Origin of the sequence: Campylobacter concisus, from assembly GCF_001298465.1 — a bacterium.
GTDB classification, from domain to species: Bacteria; Campylobacterota; Campylobacteria; order Campylobacterales; family Campylobacteraceae; genus Campylobacter_A; species Campylobacter_A concisus.
On record NZ_CP012541.1, the window covers coordinates 899,954 to 917,341 of the forward strand.

Genomic DNA, 17,388 nt, shown 5'->3' on the forward strand with positions numbered 1-17,388 from the left:
TTACGCCTCCAAGCCCATAAGTAGCCTAATGGCTAAATTTGCCTCGTGGTTTGCGCAGACTGCAACACGCGGTGCCATGAGCCCTTGACCGATCTTTGCTTCATTTGTGAGGTCGCCACAAAGATAGACATTTTTGGCAAATTTTATGGTTTTTATGAGATTTGAGCTAAAGTGTCCAGCCATACCAGAGGCACCGATGATCTTTTTATCTTTTAGACTAGCACCAGCTTCGTTTAGTATCATCGCCTTACCAGCGACGTTGTCAAAGGCTTCGCATAAAATTTCGCACTCGCCAAAGACGTTAGCCACGTTTTTTTCGTCCAAAAATGTATCGTGAGTCTCGACCTCGACAAAGGGATTTACGTCATTTATCAGCTCTTTAAGCGCTTGGGTCTTTTTCATACCGATGTGGCGGACAAAATACTGCTGACGGTTTAGATTGCTTGGCTCAACGACGTCAAAGTCAGCAAGCACTAGCTTTTTTACGCCAACTCTTGCAAGGCTTAGCGCGATATTTGAGCCAAGGCCGCCAAGTCCAGCCACGCCGATAACTGCTTTGCTTAGGGCCAAATTTAACTCAGGACTGTTTCGTGAAGCGATCATTGAGCGTAAAACTTCACGCTCAGGCATCACGCCACGCCTTATAAATACGACATTTGAGCTATCTTTTAGCTCGCTATCTTCTTTTATAGCAAAGCCATCAACGATAAAAATGTCAGGCTTTGTCGCGTTAAATTTCTCTAAAAATTTATAAATTTCACTCTCTTTATCGCCAAGCGCAAGCTCTTTTAGCTCGCTAAGGCTTTTTACTGGCACCTTAAATTTCGCGCCGTTTAAAACTATCTCTATCATTTTCTCCTCATCCACCGCCAACTAAAGTGACGATCTCATAAGCTTTGCCCTCGCTCATGAAGCGCTCACGCCAAAGCTTTTTTGGCAAAATTTCTCCGTCTCGCTCAAGGGCTATAAATTTAAGCTCATAGCCATTTTGAGCTAAAAAATCATAAACATTTATATCGTTTTCAAGCTCGAAGTTTTTGCCATTTACTCTAAATTTGATCATTAAATTTTGTAGCTTTTTACAAAATTTGCGATCCTCTCGATCGCTTTTTTTATGCTCTCGATGTCTGTCGCAAAAGAAATTCTAAAATATCCATCCATACCAAAGCCCACACCTGGCACGGTCGCTACATTTACCTCTTCAAGCATCTTTTTGCAAAACCTAAGTGAGTCGCCATCTACCTCTTTACATTTTACAAATAGATAAAACGCGCCATCAGGCTTAACTACGCTTAGCCCAGGGATAGCATTTATCATCTCAACTGCCACGTCGCGTCTTTTTTCATACTCTTTTCTCATGTTTTCGATATCTTCGTCAGTTTCGCCAAGAAGCGACGGGATAGCGCCTATTTGCACGATCGAGCTGATGTTGCTTGTGCTTTGGCTTTGAAGCTTTTTGATACCAGCTATTAGCCAGTCCATCGAGCTTGCTATGTAGCCAAATCTCCAGCCAGGCATCGCGCCACACTTGCTTAGGCCATTTATCGTGACCGTTCTTTTGAAAAGATCCTCGCTCACTGAGGCTACGGCGTGAAATTCTTTGCCGTAGATCACTTTTTCATAAATTTCATCGCTTGTGATGATGATGTCAGTGCCCTTTAAAACCTCGCCAAATGCAGCAATCTCCTCTTTTGTATAGACTGCACCTGTTGGATTTGTCGGGTGATTTAGCGAAAATACCTTTGTCTTTGGCGTGATCGCTTTTTTTAGCTGCTCGGCTGTGATCTTAAAATTTGTGCTCTCGTTTGCTTCGATAAAGACAGGCACACCGCCACAAAATTTAACGATCTCAGGGTAGCTCACCCAGTATGGAGAGGGGATGATGACCTCGTCGCCTGGGTTGATAAGCGCTTGGAAAACGTTAAAAAGTGAGTGTTTTGCGCCGATGTTTGTGACGATTTGATTTGCCTTGTAGTCAAGTCCGTTATCTCTTTTTAGCTTTACTCTAATGGCCTCTATCACTTCAGGAAGACCTGGCACTGGCGTGTATTTACCACTTTTGCTATCGTTATCAAGTGCGTTTTTTACAGCTTCTCTTATCTTTTTTGGAGTCATAAAGTCAGGCTCACCAGCTGAAAGCGAGATCACGTCGATGCCAGCAGCCTTCATCTCTTTGGCCTTTGTGCTGATCGCGATTGTGATTGATTCACTTAATGTTTGCATTCTGTTTGCTAGTTGCATTTTTCGTCCTTTTTAGTTAATCGTTTTTAAGTAGCTATTATCATTTAAAAATAGATAAAGTTCGCCTAAAATTTGCTTCTTTTGTGTTTCGTTTATCAGAGTTGATTTCTCTAAGCGCTCATTTAGAGTGTCTTGGATCTCGTAGATATCGTAGTCCATATCTTCCATAATATCAAGGATTGATTGGCTTTCTAGTAAATTTACGATCTTGTAGCCATCGTTTGTAAGCTCTATTGTAGCTTCCGTTGGGTGAGTAAAGAGGTTGTGCTTCATGCCGATCACCTCTTGATATGCACCAACTAGGAAAAATCCCAAGAAATAATCCTCCTTCTCCACGTCCACGTCGTGTAAAAGTAGAGGGTTTTTCTCATCATCGTAGCTGATCTCGCCGTCACTATCGCAGGTGATATCCCAGATCGAAGCTGGCAAAGTAGGTCGCTCATCGAGTCTGTCAAGTGGCATGACAGGGAAATTTTGCTTTAGCCCCCAAAAGTCTGGCAAGCTTTGAAAAATAGAGAAATTTAGCAAGTATCTCTCTTGCACTTCTTTTTGAATTTTGGCCAGATCGCTTGAGTTGCTCTTGTTGCCAAGCATCACGACAGCCTTTTTGCTAATGAGCCTTAAAAGCACCTCTGCGTTTGATCTATCTTGCAGATCAACATATCCAAGGTCAAAAAGTGTTAGCACGCTCTCTGTGTGGTGTATGGCGTCGTGCAGGTATTCTAGGGCGTTTGATGGCTTGATTGATCTATAAAGATCGACTAGCTCGGTTATCAAATTTGGATTATTTTTCTTTAAATTTAGTTTCTCTTCGGTGTACTCTTGAGAAAATAGCTCAAGCACGGGAGCGACCAAAAGCGCGTGAGAAGCGGCGATGTAGCGACCTGACTCTATGAAAATATCTGGCTCGATCTCCTTTTTTTGCTCGCTTATGGTTTTAAGCATATAAACAACGTCGTTTGCGTATTCGTTTAGCGTATAGTTTCTACTGCTCTCCTCTTTAAACTGCGAGTATTCAATCGCTAGACCGCCGCCTAAATTTATAGCTTTTAAATTTGTTGCACCCATTTTTCTAAGCTCAGCGTATATGTTACCAGCCTCGATGAGAGCCTTTTTGAGCGGATGTATCTCGCTTATTTGAGAGCCGATATGAAAGTGTATCATCGTGAAATTTTCGAGTAAATTTGCCTTTTTTAGCATCTTTACAGCTTCTATCAGTTCGGTTGATGTTAGGCCAAATTTAGAGTGTATGCCACCACTCTTTGCCCAGAGCCCCGATCCTGTCGAGTGCAGTCTTACTCTAAGTCCGATCTTTGGTTTTGGTTTAAAGCGCTCTTTTGCGATGGCAATTATCGCTTCAAGCTCATTTAAGCCCTCGATCGTTAGCGTGATGTTGTGCCCCATTTCAGCGGCGATAAAGCCTATATTTATCATCTCTTTATCTTTAAAGCCATTTACGGTTATGGGAGCTTTTTCGTTATTGTAAGCCATAGTTAAAAGTAGCTCAGCCTTGCTACCAGCCTCGAGGCCGTAGTTGTAGGGCTTGCCAAGGCGAACTAGGTTTTTTACAAAGCCAGGATATTGATTGACTTTAAGTGGAAATACGGCATTAAAGCTGCCTTTGTAGGCAAATTCTTTCTTTGCCTTTGCAAAGCTTGCGTGGATCTGCTCGATCTGCTTTTGGATAAGGTGTGGAAAGCGAAGCAGTAGTGGTCCTCTATATCCATCGTCTCTTATCTCTTTTACAATGTCAATGATCGCTGGTTTACTGGCTGCATTTATACAGACTTTGCCATCTTCTATAACAAAATTTGAATTGCCCCAAATGCTAAGTCCAAAATCATTCATCCCAGCTCCTTTTCAAGCTCATCTAAATTTATCGTTTTTTCATCTTTGCTCTCTAAATTTTTATACCAAATTTTATTCTCTTTCATCTCATTTTCGCCTACACAAAGGAAAATTTTTACATTTTTATTGTCGGCATTTTGTAGATGTTTTTGAAGTTTTTTGGCTTCATAAGAAATTTCAACCTGATATTTTTTGCGAAGTTTTGTACCAAGCGCATAGACAAAGTCTAAATTTGGTGCATCAAGCGCGCAAAGATAAATCCCAGCTCGCTCATCCTGGGCCTCACCTAAAATTTCCATTATCCTCTCAACACCCATCGCAAAGCCAACGCCATAACTTGCTTTACCGCCAAGATACCCAACAAGCCTGTCGTATCTGCCTCCGCCTGCGACTGCACTTTGTGAGCCGATCTCATTGCTGATAAACTCAAACGCCGTCTTGCAGTAGTAGTCTAGCCCACGAACGAGCTTTGTATCTATCTCAAATTTAACGCCATTTGCCGTTAAAATTTCTTGCAGCTTTACAAAGTCAGCTTGCGCCTCATCGCTTAAGCTATCAGTGATAACTGGAGCATTTTTATAAATTTCTTGGCAGCTCTCAATCTTGCAGTCAAGCACGCGGATAGGATTTAAAAGCTTGCGTCTTTTGCAGTCCTCGCAAATTTTATCGTCGTTTTCATCTAGAAATTTAACAAGCTTTTCCTTGTAAGACTTCATCGAGCTCTCGTCACCAAGGGAGTTGATCTTTAGGGTTGTTTTTATGTTTAGTCTGTTAAAAATTTCGCTCACCATCAAGATAATGCTCGTATCCTCGTAAACACTGCCTTCGCCAAAGCACTCGCAGCCAAACTGGTGAAACTCTCTTAAACGGCCTTTTTGTGGGCGCTCGTAGCGAAACATCGAGCCGTAATAAAAGCAGCGTTTTGTCACATTTGCCCTGTCAAGTTTTGCCTCGATAAACGCTCTAACCACGCCAGCTGTGCCCTCAGGACGCAAGCAAACGTCGTTGCCACCTTTGTCTTCAAACTGATACATCTCTTTACCCACGATGTCGCTACTCTCGCCGACACTTCTTTTAAAAAGCGCCGTCTCCTCGAGGTGCGGGGTCAAAATTTGCTCATATCCGTAGTTTTTTGCGACTTCCTCGCAGGTTTTGATTATCTGTGCGTAAAGTTTTGCACGAGCCGGAAGCATATCTTTCATGCCACGAAGTGCCGTTATCATCGCATTGTCCTTTTTATTTTTTTGTGATTTTACTTAAAATTTATAAAATTTTCTATCTCTTTTGAAATTAGCTCTATGCTTTTAGATGCGTCTACAAAAAGCGTTTCAAAGCCGTTTTTGATAAGAATTTGCTTCATCAGGCTTTGCACTTTTAAAAGATACTCTAGTCCACGAGCCTCAATCTTGTCGCTTGTGCCTCTGCTTTTTAGTCGGGAGCTTATAAGCTCAGGACTTGCTTCAAAAAAGACTATTTTATCTGCAAATTTATCATTTAGTGCAAATTTATTAAGCTCTAAAAGCACGTTTTCATCTAAGTTTTCATCATTTGCCAAAGCGTAGGCAATGCCGGAGATAAAGCCTCTGTCGCTTAAAATAAGCCTACCTAAATTTGGAGCGACTAGCTTTTCAAAATGCTCAGCTCTATCAGCTAAAAAGAGTAAAATTTCAGCTCTTTTGCCTATTTTTATGTTTGAACTAAGCAAAATTTCTCGCAGATTTTCACCTAGCTGCGTACCACCAGGCTCTTTTGTGACGATGGCATCACTAAATTTAGAGGCTAAAATTTCTATTTGCGTACTCTTACCAACGCCGTCAATGCCTTCAAACAAAACATACATTTTACGCCTTTAAATTTTTTAGAATTTTTGCTGGCACTAGGTTGCTCACGTCGCCATCATGGCGTAAGACTGAGCGGACGATCGAGCTTGAGATGAAGGCGTTATTTAAGCTTGGCATAAGATAAACCGTCTCAAATTCGTTCCAGAGTGCAGCGTTTGCGTAGCCGATTTGTAACTCGTATTCAAAGTCACTAACCGCGCGAAGGCCCCTAATGACGGTGTTTATGCCGTATGATTTTGCAAAATCAACAAGCAAGTTATCAAAGCCTAGCACGCTTACATTACCTAGCCCACTAACTGCCTCTTTTGCCATCTCTATACGTTTTTCATGTGCAAACATAGGCTGTTTGCTATCACTTTTTGCAACTGCGACGATCACTTTATCAAAGATTTTTGTAGCCCTTATGATAACGTCTAAATGGCCGTTTGTGATCGGATCAAAGGTCCCTGGATAGATGCAGGATTTTTTCAAATTTGCCACCTTTTGTAAAGATTATTTTCGATTTTTAAGGCATCAAGCCACTTGCCAATGATAAAATTTTCCATATCTTCTAGGCTCTTTATCTCTGCGTAGTAGCCCAAAACTGGTGGAGCGATGATAGCTCCAAGAGATGAGAGAAGCTGCATCTGAGAAAGCGCGATGGCAGAAAATGGCATCTCTCTAACGCCTAAAACCAGCCCTTGTCTCTCTTTTAGTGCGACACTTGCAGCCCTTGTGATGAGCGTGTCACTTATGCCGTTTGCAACTTTTGCTAGGGTGTTGGTAGAGCAGGGCGCTATTATCATCGCCTCCGTGCCAAACGAGCCAGAAGCAGGGCCTGCACCAAGATCTTGATCATCATAAATTTTCACGCCAAGACCATCTAAATTTAACTTCAATTTTTCCTCAGCCTCCAAGACTTTCATGGCATTTTTACTAACTATGACATGCGCCTCGCAGCTATCTTTTGCGGCATTTATTAGTTTTAGAAAAAGCCCAGCCCCACTTGCTCCAGTGGCTGCAAAAACTACCTTTTTCATCTTATAACTGCCTCATCTTTGCCTGAAACTGTGGCTTGTAAAATTTTATTTTCTTTTGTTCTTATCTTTATCGTATCGCCTAAATTTCCATCTTCAAGCGCCTTTACTTCAGCGATTATCTTGACGCCACCTTCGCTCAAAACTGCATTTAGTATTTGCCCTTTTTTAACTAAGCTTATGGCGTTAAACTGGCGTTTGGTTAAAATTTCACCGCTTCTTATCTGCACTTTTGTGACAAGCGTTGAGGCGCTAAGTCCAAAGAGTGCATCACGTGGCCATTTGCTAAACTCGATCATCGTTGGTTGGTAGTCAAGTAGGCTTAAAATGTGGTTTGTATTCATTGAATTTATGGCGATAAAAACTGGCATTTTGGCATTAAAGTTAAATTTAAAGTAAAGGCTCTTTAGGCTTAGATCAACATCCTCAAATGAGGCTCTAAAGACACCTTTTTGGCTATTTTGATCGTTTAAGAAGATATTTTTAAAGACTAGATCCTTAAAATTTGAAGGTAGTTTGTTTTGCGGGCTGATGCTAAGATCGCTCACGCTGATGCCTGGATACTCGTTGCTGATCTCTCTTAGAAACTGCATCTGAATTTCATCCATAATAGAGCAGTTTTTCACAAAAGCTACGCTACCACCGCTTTTGTCATTATATGTTTTAAAATTTGCTGTTAGAATTTCATAGAGCTTTTTGCTATCTATCTTGGCAGCTTTTTTACCCTCTAAATTTAAAATTTCATTATCTTCGCCTTCAAAGCCAAAAGTACTAAGTGAAATTTGATCATTTACGACACAATACATCGGATATATGCTGACTTCATTTGCAAAAAGTTTTGTGGAAAATAAAAAAATGAGTATAAAAAAGATGGAGCGGGAAACGAGATTCGAACTCGCGACCCCAACCTTGGCAAGGTTGTGCTCTACCCCTGAGCTATTCCCGCAATCAAAATGAAGTCCGCATTTTATCAGATTGTTTTTCATTTGTCAAGGACTATGGAAGTTTTATTAGTGAAATTTCATCATTTTTTAAAATTTCACTTTGATCTGGGCTAGTTATCAACACAAAATCACTCTTTAATATATGTTTTATCATGCCTGAGCCATATTTTCCACCGTCAGTTGCTATAAATTTACCATCAGTTACATTGCCAAAAACCGCATTTGCTCTGCCAGATTTTACCTTTAAATTTTCACCATTTACTGCTTTTTGCGTCACAAAACATTCGTCTTTTAAAAGTGGTAAAACAAGCATCATTAGGCATAGATATGCTGCCATTGGATTTCCAGGGAGCACAAAGACAAGCTTGCCATCTTTTTCATAAGCCTTGCAAGGTCTGCCAGGCCTTATGTCAAGATGTGAGAAAATTTCGCTGTATCCAAGCTCACTTAGAGCTATTTTCATAAAGTCGGCCTCGCCAGCGCTTGCTCCGCCAGAGCAGATAACAATGTCGTAGTTTGCAGCGTTTAAAAATGCCTTTTTTACGGCGCTTAACTCATCTTTTATAATGCCAAGATATGAGCTTTTTTGACCTATGGAGCTTAAAAGTGCGGTGATGCCAAAGGCATTTGCGTTGTAAATTTCATCTTCGCTCGCTCTTTGCCAAGGCTCGATGATCTCGTTTCCGCTTGAGTAAACTGCAATGCTTGGCTGCTTTTTTACATCTATAAAGCTTATGCCCTGAGCCGCTAACATCATCACGCTTCTTGTATTTAAAATTTCGCCACTTTTTAGGAGAATTTCGCCTATTTTTGCCTCTTCGCCTTTAAAGCGGTAGGCATCACCTTTTTTAAGCTTCTCTGGCGCTTTTACAAACTCGCCCTCAACGATGCAGTCTTCAAACCTCATGACCGTGTCAGCACCCTTTGGCATCTTAGCACCTGTCATTATCTTCACGCACTCGTTTTTGCCGATGCTTAGCTGCTCTTTGTCGCCTGCAAAGGCGCTTGCGATGATCTTATAAGGCTCATCTTTTTCATCAAATTTGACTGCAAATCCATCAAGTGCTGAGTTGTCAAAGCAAGGCAGATCTTTGACGGCCATCACATCATTTGCTAATGTTTTACCAAGAGCATCACTAAGAGGTAAAATTTCACTCTCATTTTTTGGTTTAAATTTAGCTTTTAAAGCCCCAAGTGCCTCATTTACTAGCATTTTTACTCCTCAAGCCTAACGATTTTTGCTCCAAGGCTTTTAAATTTCTCCTCAAGCCTCTCATAGCCTCTATCAAGGTGGTAAATTCTATGCACCAAGCTCTCGCCATTTGCGATGAGAGCGGCTAGTATTAGGGCTGAGCTAGCTCTAAGGTCAGTCGCCATCACGTCTGCTGCATTTAAATTTGCAGGGGCGTAAACGCTTGCGATATGTCCATTTAGGCGGATATCAGCGCCCATTCTAGCTAGTTCACTAACGTGCATAAAGCGGTTTTCAAAAAGCCTCTCATCTATTGTGCTAACACCGTTTGCCGCAAGGCAAAGTGCCATAAACTGAGCTTGCATGTCCGTAGGAAAGCCAGGATATTCAGTTGTTCTTATCTCTACTGGTTTTATCTCTTTAGCTGGCAATATCGTGATCTTATCGCCGTCTACTTCGATACCAAAGCCCATCTCTTCAAATTTATTTAAAATAGCTGTCATATGGGCTGCATTTGCCTTTGTGACTGAAATTTTGCTATTTGTTATAGCTCCAGCACAAAGGTATGTGCCGGCTTCAATCCTATCAGGGATGACTTCAATATCGCAAATTTCAAGTAATTTTTGGCCACTTCCAGTGATCTTTAGTTCACTTGTGCCGATGCCTTCTATTTTAACGCCACTTTTTGCTAAAATTTCACAAATTTGCACCACTTCAGGTTCAAGTGCGACGTTAAAAAGCTCTGTCGTGCCGTGTGCTAGAGCTGCCGCCATAATGATGTTTTCGCTGCCAGTTACAGTGATCTTGTCAAAAACGATCTTTGCACCTTTTAAACCATTTGGTGCGGTTGCGACGACATAGCCTTGCTTTATCTCGATATTTGCGCCCATTTTCTCAAGTGCGCTTAGATGTAGGTCGATAGGTCTTTGTCCGATCGCACATCCTCCAGGTAGGCTCACTTCGCAGTGTCCAAAGCGCGCTAGAAGCGGACCAAGCGTCAAGATAGAAGCGCGCATCTTTCTAACAATGTCGTAGTTTGCCGTTGTCGAATTTACACTGCTAGTGTTGATACTTAGCGAGTTTTCGTCTTTAAATTCGCACTTTGCTCCTAGATTAGTTAGCAGTTGGCAAAGTGTTTTTATATCAGCGACATTTGGGATATTTGTTAAATTTACACTTTTTTTTGCAAGTAAGGTTAGGGCGATGATCGGTAGAGCAGCATTTTTAGCACCGCTTATTTTTACTTCGCCACTTAATTTGGCATTTCCTTTTATCTTTAAATAGTGCATCATTGTTTTTTGCCTTAAGAAAATATGTTTTTTACCGATATTATATTGCTTTTTAACTTAGAATAAAGAAAGCAAAGCACTATTTCCGGTTCATTTACGTTTAAGAGTTAAAATTGCAAACACTAAAATTTTGGATATAAAATATGTCAAATTCAATAAATAAAAAAATCTTTTTTATTCTTAGCATTATATTTTTTACAGGTTGTTCTTTTACCTCTAATCGACCGACAACTCCGCAAAATGAAACAAATCAAACCGTAACTTCAAGTGTTGATTTTAGTGAGCAAATGATTGGTGAAATCATAGATGAAGACAACGATAGAGAAGATAAAAAATTTGGTTCTTTTTTTAAAAAATACCTAAATACAAGAGCGGGCGGCGATTGTTCAGGATTTGTTTCTATCGTAAATGCAAAGTATCAAAATATGTATTTTGATGAAAAGATAATAAATCGCTACTACGATAATGGCGGTAGAAAGTCAAAAGCGATCTATAACTTTTATGAAAGTAAGAATTTAATTACTCATAAAAATCCAAAAATAGGCGATCTTGTATTTTTCTCAAATACCCTTGGCAAGGGTGTTCAGAAAAATAAAGATAAGAAAAATATCACTCATGTTGGTATAGTTACGGCTGTTCTTGGCGATGAGACAGTAAAATTTATACATAATTCTGGCGGAAAGATAATTCATAGCTATATGAATCTAAAACAAAAAAATGTGCATCTAAAAGGAAATCAAGAGATAAATAGCTACCTTGTAAGGTGTTCAAATTCAAGTTGCTTGGCAGCAAATAGATTTGCTGGATATGGCAAAGCAAAATAAATCAGAAATTTTTACTAAAAACCTTTTAAAACAAATACTAGGCTCAAATTTTAAGCATTATTTATATAAATTTACACTTGTAAATGCAGATTTAAATAAAGAGAAAATATGAATTTTTTTGATGAAATTTGGGAAATTTTAAATGAAGGTGAGATCGGGCTTAAATTTTTAAAATTTGAGCTATTTTATGAGAAATTTAAACGAGATTTTAATATAAATTTTTGTGAAAGCTCTAAACCAAACGAGCTAATAACGCCTAGCTATGCAAGATTTTGTGAAGTGGTTAGCATGAAAGAGCTAAACAAAAAAGTAAAGCCAAAAGATAAAAATTTAAATTTTATCCATTCGGTAGCTCATATTGAATTTAGTGCTATTGACATCGCGCTTGATGCTTGTTATAGATTTAGAAATTTGCCAAGAAAATTTTATGAAGACTGGCTAGAAGTGGCTGAAGATGAGATCAGGCACTTTTGTATGATAAAAAATTTGCTCTTAAAGCATGGCGGTAGATACGGCGAGCTAAGTGTGCATGATGGGCTTTTTATCGCACTTCAAAAGACTTCAAGTAGTCTAACTAGCCGTATGGCGCTACTGCCAAGATATATGGAAGCAAATGGACTTGATGCAAACGCTCATATTATAAAAAGGCTTGAAGGTGAGGGCGGAAACGAAGAGCTCATTGAGTGCCTGAAAGTCATCTTAAAAGAAGAAATCTCTCATGTTTATAAGGGTGATAAGTGGTTTAAGTTTGCCTGCAAAAAAGAGGGTATTGACGAAAATAGCTACTTTGACATTATCTTAAGTTTGTATCCAAATTCATTTAAAAATGTTAGAGAGATCAATGAGCAAGATCGCTTAAAAGCTGGATTTAGCAAAGAAGAGCTTTGCTTGATAAAGAATTTCTCAAAGGAGAGATAGTGAGTAAAATTTATTTCATAAGACATTCAAAAGCGGTTGATGAGAATAAGGATGGAGCTAAAGATGCCTTAAGAGAGCTTAGTCAAAAAGGCAAAGAAGACGCTAAATTTATGGCAAATAGGCTAAAAATGTATGATGTGATGCCAGGGGCTATATTTTCTAGTAGTGCCAAAAGATGCGAACAAACAGCAAAGATTATCGCCAAAACTTTAAAATTTAAAGAAGAGATCGATCTTATAGATGAGCTTTATAATATAAGCTTTGAAGATCTTTTAAAATTTGTCAAAAATATAGATGAGAGTTTGGATGAGATTTTTATCATTACACATAACCCGAGCATTACCGAAATTTGCGAGTATTTAAGCGATTCATCAATAGACAATATCCCAACTTCTGGAATATTTTGCGTTGAGTTTGGATGTAAATTTAGTGAGTTAAAAGAGGGTAGTGCAAAAGCGTTATTTTTTGACCACCCCAAAAAACATCAAAGATAATTTAACACTTTAGTTTTTATCTTTAAAAATTTCGTTATATGAAGTAAAAATTTGCTCGCTTAGATCTTCTATTTTTTTAGACTTATCAACAAAATAATTTAAATTTTGTTCGTTGTAGCCAGAGGCTGACTTCTCGAGCAAGGGTTTGATTTCATTATTTAGCGACGCTGTAAGCTCTTTTGACTTATCAAAATTTTTATTTTGGTTGTGTTCGCTTATACTCTCGTTCTCGTACCAATCTAGCAGGCTTTGCGCTAAATCACGTATTTCTTCACTATATCCTTGTTCGTTTATAAGATCAGAGTACACTTTAGTTTTGTAGGCAATTTGCGAAATTTTTGCAATTATGGCAAAGGTTTTATTTTCGACATATTTTGATGTTTGAGCAGTATTTTGTGCGTTCGCATTAAACTCGCTCAATACCTTTTTGAAATTTTCTACATTTTGTGTTGTTAGTTTAGAAATTTCATCAATTTTTTTAGAATTTTCATCGATATCATTTACCTCTTGCTGAAGTGTTTTTATATTGACTTCTATGTCGCTTGCGGCTTTTTGTGTGTTTTCAGCTAGCTTTCTTACCTCATCAGCAACTACCGCAAAACCACGTCCGTGCTCTCCTGCACGAGCAGCTTCAATGGCGGCATTAAGAGCAAGCAGATTTGTCTGATCGGCAATATCTTTTATTAAATTTAAAACAGAGCTTATTTCAGAAGCCCTAGCGCTTAGCATGCCAGTAGCATTTGAGCAGCTTTGTACTAGACCATCAAGCTCTCCCATATTTTGACTAAGCTCGACGATGTTTGACATATTTTCTCTTGCTATTTGTGCAGTTTGTCTAGCATCTGTTGCTGTTTGGCTTAGGTTTTTGATACTTTCATTTAGATCATCTCTTACATAATTTATACCACTTATACCGTTTCCAAGTTTGTCAAGCTCGCTTGATAGAAGACCTCTAACCTTGCTTTTTTGGCCGTCTTTTATACCTGTGACACCCTTGCTCATAGATATAGCATTTCTTTTAAATGCACCTCTAAACCCTTCTACAAATATATTTCTATATGTTTTCGAGTTTTGTGCAGCTTGGACTGAGGTTGAAATTTCACGTTGAAGCGCCTCAACTTGATCTAATAGATCATTTATGCCAAGGGCGACTTCATACATCTCGTCCTTTTCTCCAACATTTACAATGCGAGGCTCTAGTATGCCATTGCTTGCCGATTTGACAACACTTAAAATCTCATTTATTGCATTCGATTTTTTCTTAAACATATCTAGAACCTTTGCAAGTTATTTATAAATTCATCATAGCTTGTTGATTTTTCCTCAAGGAAATTTAACAGATACTTTTTAGATGCCTCGATACCGCCATCACGCTCTAGCTCAAGTAGTTTTGCATAAAGCGGTTTTATGATCTCTATTGCTTTTGCATTTGGTTTACGTCTAACAGAATAATATCCAACTACATTATCTTGTTGATCTAAAGAGGCGGTGATATTTCCAAATACCCAGTAGTATCCGCCATTAAGAGTTTTATTTTTAATAAAAGCAAACATTTCTTCTTTGTTTTGTATACGTTCCCAAAGTAGCTTAAAAATAACCCTTGGCATATCTGGGTGTCTTATGATGTTGTGCGGTTTGCCCAAAACATCGCCTTGTTTTACACCTACGATTTCTAAAAATGGCTCGTTGCAATAAGTGATTCTTCCTTTTGTATCCGTTTTTGAAACTAAAAATGCGTTCTCATCAACGCCATATTCTCTTTCTATAGGCATTTTACTCCTTTAAATGTTGATTTAATTTTTAACAGCTTTTGCCATATCCCACATTGGCATAAATATACCAAGGGCGAGCAAAAGCACCATAGCTGCGATAAATATTAGTAGTATCGGCTCAATATAGTTTGAAATATTATCAATAATATCATTAAATTTCACTCTATAATAATCAGTAACTTTTTGTGTCATGTCGTCTAAGCTACCACTTTGTTCGCCAGCACCTATCATCTGTATAAGCATACCCTCATAAAGTCCAGTTTGCCTAAAGGCCTCGGTTAAGCTTATGCCGCGGCCAACCAGTACTTTTACAGCAGTTAGCTTATTTCTTATGTCTTGATTTGAAACAGTTACAACGGCAGTATCTAGCGCATCAGCGATAGGAAGTCCCGCACGAACAAGCTCTGTAAAGATTAGATTAAATCTACTCATATTTGCAAAAAATATTATCTTGCCTACAAGATAGACTTTTAGTAGATATTTATCGACCTTATCCCTAAAATTTTCATCATTTGAATATTGCCTTTTTAGCAAAAAAACAAATGTGACAAGAACAACTATTATGTATATACCGTAATTGCTCATTATATATTCAATGTTTAGTAAAATTTTAGTAGGAAGTGGGAGATCGGCATTAAGCTGGCTAAAAATTTCTCGAAATTGTGGGACAACTGATGTCATGAGCACAATAAAAGCCAAAATTATAGAGCATATTACGGTTATTGGATACCTTATGGCTTTTTTAAATTTTTGTTGGTTATCCCAGACTTCTTGCAAGATAGAAGCTAGCTTAGATAATGCGTCAGCCATATTACCAGTGCTCTCTCCAAGCCTTACCATGGCAACAGTGACATCGCCTAGCTCTTCTTGAAAATTTTCTATACTTTGAGTTAAGCTTGCACCTTGATTTAGGTCTTCATCTAATGTTTGAAATATTGTTTTTAGCCTTTTATCCTCGGTAGCATTTGCTGTCTCTTTTATGCCATCATGTATTGATATGCCAGCATTAGTCATAACGCTAAGTTGCCTTATGGTAGCAACAAGAGCTGGAATTTTTACTTTTGAAGAAGAGAAAATTTTGTTAAATTTTTCTTGCAAGTCCAAAAAATAATTATTGATACTTGAGACCTGAGTTTCTTTGATCTTTACTATCATGCCTTGAATATTTGCACGATTTTTTACATCATTTTTGCTATTAGCCTTTAGGCTCATCTTTTGGCGTTTGCCATCTTTTATATATTCTATTTCGTAAAATTTCATATCTTGGCAACTCTATATACTTCTTCGATTGTTGTTACACCATTTGCTGCGCGTATAACGCCATCATGGAACATATCTATAAAGCCTTCGTCATAGGCAGCCTTTTTAAGCTCTTCTTTTGAAGCGTTATTTGCTACGATACTTGCTATATGATCGCTGATAGACAATATCTCGCTTATCATTTCACGCCCTAGATATCCGGTTTGTGAGCAGTGCTGGCAACCTACGCTTTTATAAAACTGATAATCTTCAGGGAGAAATTTCTTAATCTCATCAAGAGCTTTTTGAGATAGCGTGACTTTTTGTTTGCAATACGGACAAAGCTTTCTTACAAGCCTTTGAGCCTCTATGCAAACTAGTGCACCACTTACTAAATATGGCTCAATGCCCATATCAACCATACGAGGCAAAGCGCTAATAGCGTCATTTGTATGAAGTGTAGAAAAAACCAAGTGGCCAGTTAGTGCCGCTTGAATCGCGATTCTAAGTGTCTCTTGATCTCTGATCTCACCTATCATAATAATATCTGGATCTTGCCTTAAAATAGAGCGAAGAGCCGAGATAAAAGTAAGCCCAGCCTTCTCATTTACATGTACTTGTTGGATCATATTTAGCTGATACTCAACCGGATCTTCAACGGTAATAATCTTAGTTTTTACACTTTTTATATCATTTAATGCACCATAAAGTGTAGTCGTTTTTCCTGATCCTGTCGGACCAGTAACAAGGATGATGCCATAAGGCGCTTTCATACTTTTTTTAAACTTAGCAAAGTTATCTGGATGCATACCGAGGTCTTCAATGTTTATGATAACCTTTGATTTGTCCAAAATTCTTAAAACTATGCTTTCGCCGTTTAAAATAGGTAGTGTAGAGATACGAAAATCGTACTCTTTATCTAAAATTTGAGCTGAAAATCTACCATCTTGTGGGCGGCGGCGCTCCGCGATATCCATGTTTGAAAGTAGCTTCATTCGGCTTACCATCGGCGGATAGATATCTTTATCAAATATAAATGTCTCGCTTAGCATGCCATCTATCCTGCTTCTTACGATGCAGTTTGTCTCGGTTGGCTCGATGTGGATATCGCTCGCTCTGCTTTGAATAGATGTTTTTAAAATTATCTCAATTAGCTTTAAAATTCCAGAGCTTTCTGTGCTTTGCCCTTGGCTGCTAGAGCTTGAAAGCTCTTTTCTAATCTCTGTAATAACGTCTTTAATGCTTTCATTAAGAGCTATTTTGTTTATATATTTTTCTATCTGGGCTGGGTCGGCGCAAGCTACTTTTAATAGCTTTCTGTTAAATAAATTTTGAACTTTATCTTGAATAATCACGTCAAAAGGATTTTTAAAAGCAACATAAACGCTTATCTCATCTTCTTTTACAGGGATGGCGTTATATGATTTTAGCTGCGAGGTGCTAAGTTTTTCACTTATACGGTAGTCGATATCTATATCATCAAGATCAAAAAATGTGATTTTAAATTTATCACATACATATTGAATAAAGCGCTTTTGATCTATCTGAAGACTAGTCGAAATTTCATCAATGTCAGTGTGTCCTCTTCTATAAATATCAGATAGAATTTCAAAAAAAATCTCTTCTTCTAGCATATTTTCTTCAAGCAAAATAGCCAAAAGACTTTTTTCGTTTATCTTTTTTATCTCTATAATCTTTAAAATTTGCTCATCATTTAGTTTATTAAGTTGTTCTAATGTCTTTAGCGTTAAATTTTCTAAATTATTCATC

At 38.4% G+C, this 17,388-nt stretch carries 18 protein-coding genes and 1 tRNA gene; 3 read left to right on the forward strand and 16 right to left on the reverse strand.

The genetic code is table 11. From position 1 onward, the window contains the following. The 12 genes from thiF to murA form a co-directional block, all read right to left on the reverse strand. Positions 1–852, reverse strand: a complete 852-nt coding sequence (gene thiF / locus CCON33237_RS04625; RefSeq protein ID WP_054196598.1) for a sulfur carrier protein ThiS adenylyltransferase ThiF — start codon at positions 850–852, stop codon at positions 1–3. 7 nt (positions 853–859) lie between these two features. Then, on the reverse strand, positions 860–1,063 hold the full coding sequence (gene thiS / locus CCON33237_RS04630) for a sulfur carrier protein ThiS (RefSeq protein ID WP_054196599.1): 204 nt from the start codon (positions 1,061–1,063) through the stop codon (positions 860–862). After that, the gene (locus tag CCON33237_RS04635; protein ID WP_054196600.1) at positions 1,063–2,241 is read right to left on the reverse strand and encodes a pyridoxal phosphate-dependent aminotransferase; all 1,179 of its coding nucleotides are present in this window, start codon (positions 2,239–2,241) and stop codon (positions 1,063–1,065) included. Before CCON33237_RS04635 ends, thiS begins: the two co-directional genes overlap by 1 nt. Before the next feature lie 12 nt (positions 2,242–2,253). Next, positions 2,254–4,089 carry a biosynthetic arginine decarboxylase gene (speA, locus tag CCON33237_RS04640; RefSeq protein ID WP_054196601.1) on the reverse strand — a complete coding sequence of 612 codons (1,836 nt, stop codon included), beginning with the start codon at positions 4,087–4,089 and terminating at the stop codon, positions 2,254–2,256. Then, the gene (hisS, locus tag CCON33237_RS04645; RefSeq protein ID WP_054196602.1) at positions 4,086–5,312 is read right to left on the reverse strand and encodes a histidine--tRNA ligase; all 1,227 of its coding nucleotides are present in this window, start codon (positions 5,310–5,312) and stop codon (positions 4,086–4,088) included. Before hisS ends, speA begins: the two co-directional genes overlap by 4 nt. A gap of 29 nt (positions 5,313–5,341) precedes the next feature. Continuing rightward, a complete protein-coding gene (tmk, locus tag CCON33237_RS04650; RefSeq protein ID WP_054196603.1) occupies positions 5,342–5,929 on the reverse strand; it encodes a dTMP kinase in 588 nt (195 codons plus the stop codon). Between the two features lies 1 nt (position 5,930). Continuing rightward, positions 5,931–6,401, reverse strand: a complete 471-nt coding sequence (gene coaD, locus CCON33237_RS04655) for a pantetheine-phosphate adenylyltransferase (protein WP_054196604.1) — start codon at positions 6,399–6,401, stop codon at positions 5,931–5,933. Continuing rightward, positions 6,398–6,949 (reverse strand): UbiX family flavin prenyltransferase, encoded by a 552-nt coding sequence (locus CCON33237_RS04660; protein ID WP_054196605.1) that lies wholly within the window; start codon positions 6,947–6,949, stop codon positions 6,398–6,400. The genes coaD and CCON33237_RS04660 overlap by 4 nt, the downstream gene beginning before the upstream one ends. Next, a complete protein-coding gene (flgA, locus tag CCON33237_RS04665) occupies positions 6,946–7,752 on the reverse strand; it encodes a flagellar basal body P-ring formation chaperone FlgA (RefSeq protein WP_054197398.1) in 807 nt (268 codons plus the stop codon). The genes CCON33237_RS04660 and flgA overlap by 4 nt, the downstream gene beginning before the upstream one ends. Before the next feature lie 65 nt (positions 7,753–7,817). Beyond that, positions 7,818–7,892 (reverse strand) — tRNA-Gly (locus CCON33237_RS04670). Between the two features lie 50 nt (positions 7,893–7,942). Continuing rightward, a complete protein-coding gene (locus CCON33237_RS04675; protein WP_054196606.1) occupies positions 7,943–9,103 on the reverse strand; it encodes a molybdopterin molybdotransferase MoeA in 1,161 nt (386 codons plus the stop codon). A 2-nt stretch (positions 9,104–9,105) separates the two neighbouring features. After that, positions 9,106–10,371 carry a UDP-N-acetylglucosamine 1-carboxyvinyltransferase gene (gene murA, locus CCON33237_RS04680; protein WP_054197399.1) on the reverse strand — a complete coding sequence of 422 codons (1,266 nt, stop codon included), beginning with the start codon at positions 10,369–10,371 and terminating at the stop codon, positions 9,106–9,108. 143 nt (positions 10,372–10,514) lie between these two features. Between murA and CCON33237_RS04685 the strand changes: the two genes are divergently transcribed. The 3 genes from CCON33237_RS04685 (at position 10,515) to CCON33237_RS04695 (ending at position 12,607) form a co-directional block, all read left to right on the forward strand. After that, complete coding sequence (locus CCON33237_RS04685) at positions 10,515–11,195, forward strand: NlpC/P60 family protein (RefSeq protein ID WP_054196607.1); 681 nt, start codon at positions 10,515–10,517, stop codon at positions 11,193–11,195. A gap of 108 nt (positions 11,196–11,303) precedes the next feature. Further along, positions 11,304–12,113: a ferritin-like domain-containing protein gene (locus tag CCON33237_RS04690; RefSeq protein WP_054196608.1), complete on the forward strand. Its 810-nt coding sequence runs from the start codon at positions 11,304–11,306 to the stop codon at positions 12,111–12,113. Beyond that, a complete protein-coding gene (locus tag CCON33237_RS04695) occupies positions 12,113–12,607 on the forward strand; it encodes a SixA phosphatase family protein (protein WP_054196609.1) in 495 nt (164 codons plus the stop codon). The genes CCON33237_RS04690 and CCON33237_RS04695 overlap by 1 nt, the downstream gene beginning before the upstream one ends. A gap of 9 nt (positions 12,608–12,616) precedes the next feature. Here CCON33237_RS04695 and CCON33237_RS04700 read toward each other — a convergent pair whose 3' ends face one another. From CCON33237_RS04700 to CCON33237_RS04715, 4 genes are read right to left on the reverse strand one after another with little or no spacing between them, the layout of a single operon-like run. Further along, positions 12,617–13,876 carry a methyl-accepting chemotaxis protein gene (locus CCON33237_RS04700; protein ID WP_054196610.1) on the reverse strand — a complete coding sequence of 420 codons (1,260 nt, stop codon included), beginning with the start codon at positions 13,874–13,876 and terminating at the stop codon, positions 12,617–12,619. A 2-nt stretch (positions 13,877–13,878) separates the two neighbouring features. Continuing rightward, positions 13,879–14,379: a PAS domain-containing protein gene (locus CCON33237_RS04705; RefSeq protein ID WP_054196611.1), complete on the reverse strand. Its 501-nt coding sequence runs from the start codon at positions 14,377–14,379 to the stop codon at positions 13,879–13,881. A 21-nt stretch (positions 14,380–14,400) separates the two neighbouring features. Next, positions 14,401–15,639 (reverse strand): type II secretion system F family protein, encoded by a 1,239-nt coding sequence (locus tag CCON33237_RS04710; protein ID WP_054196612.1) that lies wholly within the window; start codon positions 15,637–15,639, stop codon positions 14,401–14,403. Then, positions 15,636–17,387: a GspE/PulE family protein gene (locus tag CCON33237_RS04715; protein ID WP_054196613.1), complete on the reverse strand. Its 1,752-nt coding sequence runs from the start codon at positions 17,385–17,387 to the stop codon at positions 15,636–15,638. The genes CCON33237_RS04710 and CCON33237_RS04715 overlap by 4 nt, the downstream gene beginning before the upstream one ends. Between the last annotated feature and the right edge of the window lies 1 nt (position 17,388).